The organism is Acidovorax sp. NO-1 (genome assembly GCF_000238595.1).
Classification (GTDB): domain Bacteria; phylum Pseudomonadota; class Gammaproteobacteria; order Burkholderiales; family Burkholderiaceae_C; genus Acidovorax.
The window spans coordinates 1-360 of the sequence record NZ_AGTS01000129.1; the positions used below are offsets into that span (position 1 = coordinate 1).

Below are 360 nucleotides of genomic sequence, written 5' to 3' on the forward strand. Positions count from 1 at the left end.
TTTTAAAAATACATATAGGAAAACCAAAAAGTAATGTAGAATATATCGTACATACATATATGAAGTCAACATAAAAAATAAAGAGGTGGGTATATGTTACTTGAAGAAGTAATGCAGCAACTAGAGGAATATGGAACAGAACAAAATCGTAAAACGTATAAAAACCACGGAGCGAAAGAGCCACTATTCGGAGTTAGTTTTGCTAATTTAAAATTGTTAAAAAAGAAGATAAAAAAAGATCATGATTTAGCAATTTTATTATGGAAACAAAAATATGGATGCAATGACATTAGCAACGATGATATTAGATCTGAAAAAAGTTACGACAGAACTGACTAAATAAATGGGTACAGGAAGTTG

At 29.2% G+C, this 360-nt stretch carries 1 protein-coding gene; it reads left to right on the top strand.

What is annotated here, in order from left to right; translation table 11 throughout:
• Positions 1–93 precede the first annotated feature (93 nt).
• Complete coding sequence (locus KYG_RS24020) at positions 94–339, top strand: hypothetical protein (protein WP_202798348.1); 246 nt, start codon at positions 94–96, stop codon at positions 337–339.
• Positions 340–360: the final 21 nt, after the last annotated feature.

Excerpts from the sequence above, each read along its gene's own strand:
- KYG_RS24020 (WP_202798348.1), top strand. The coding sequence starts at position 94 with ATGTTACTTGAAGAAGTAATGCAGCAACTAGAGGAATATGGAACAGAA.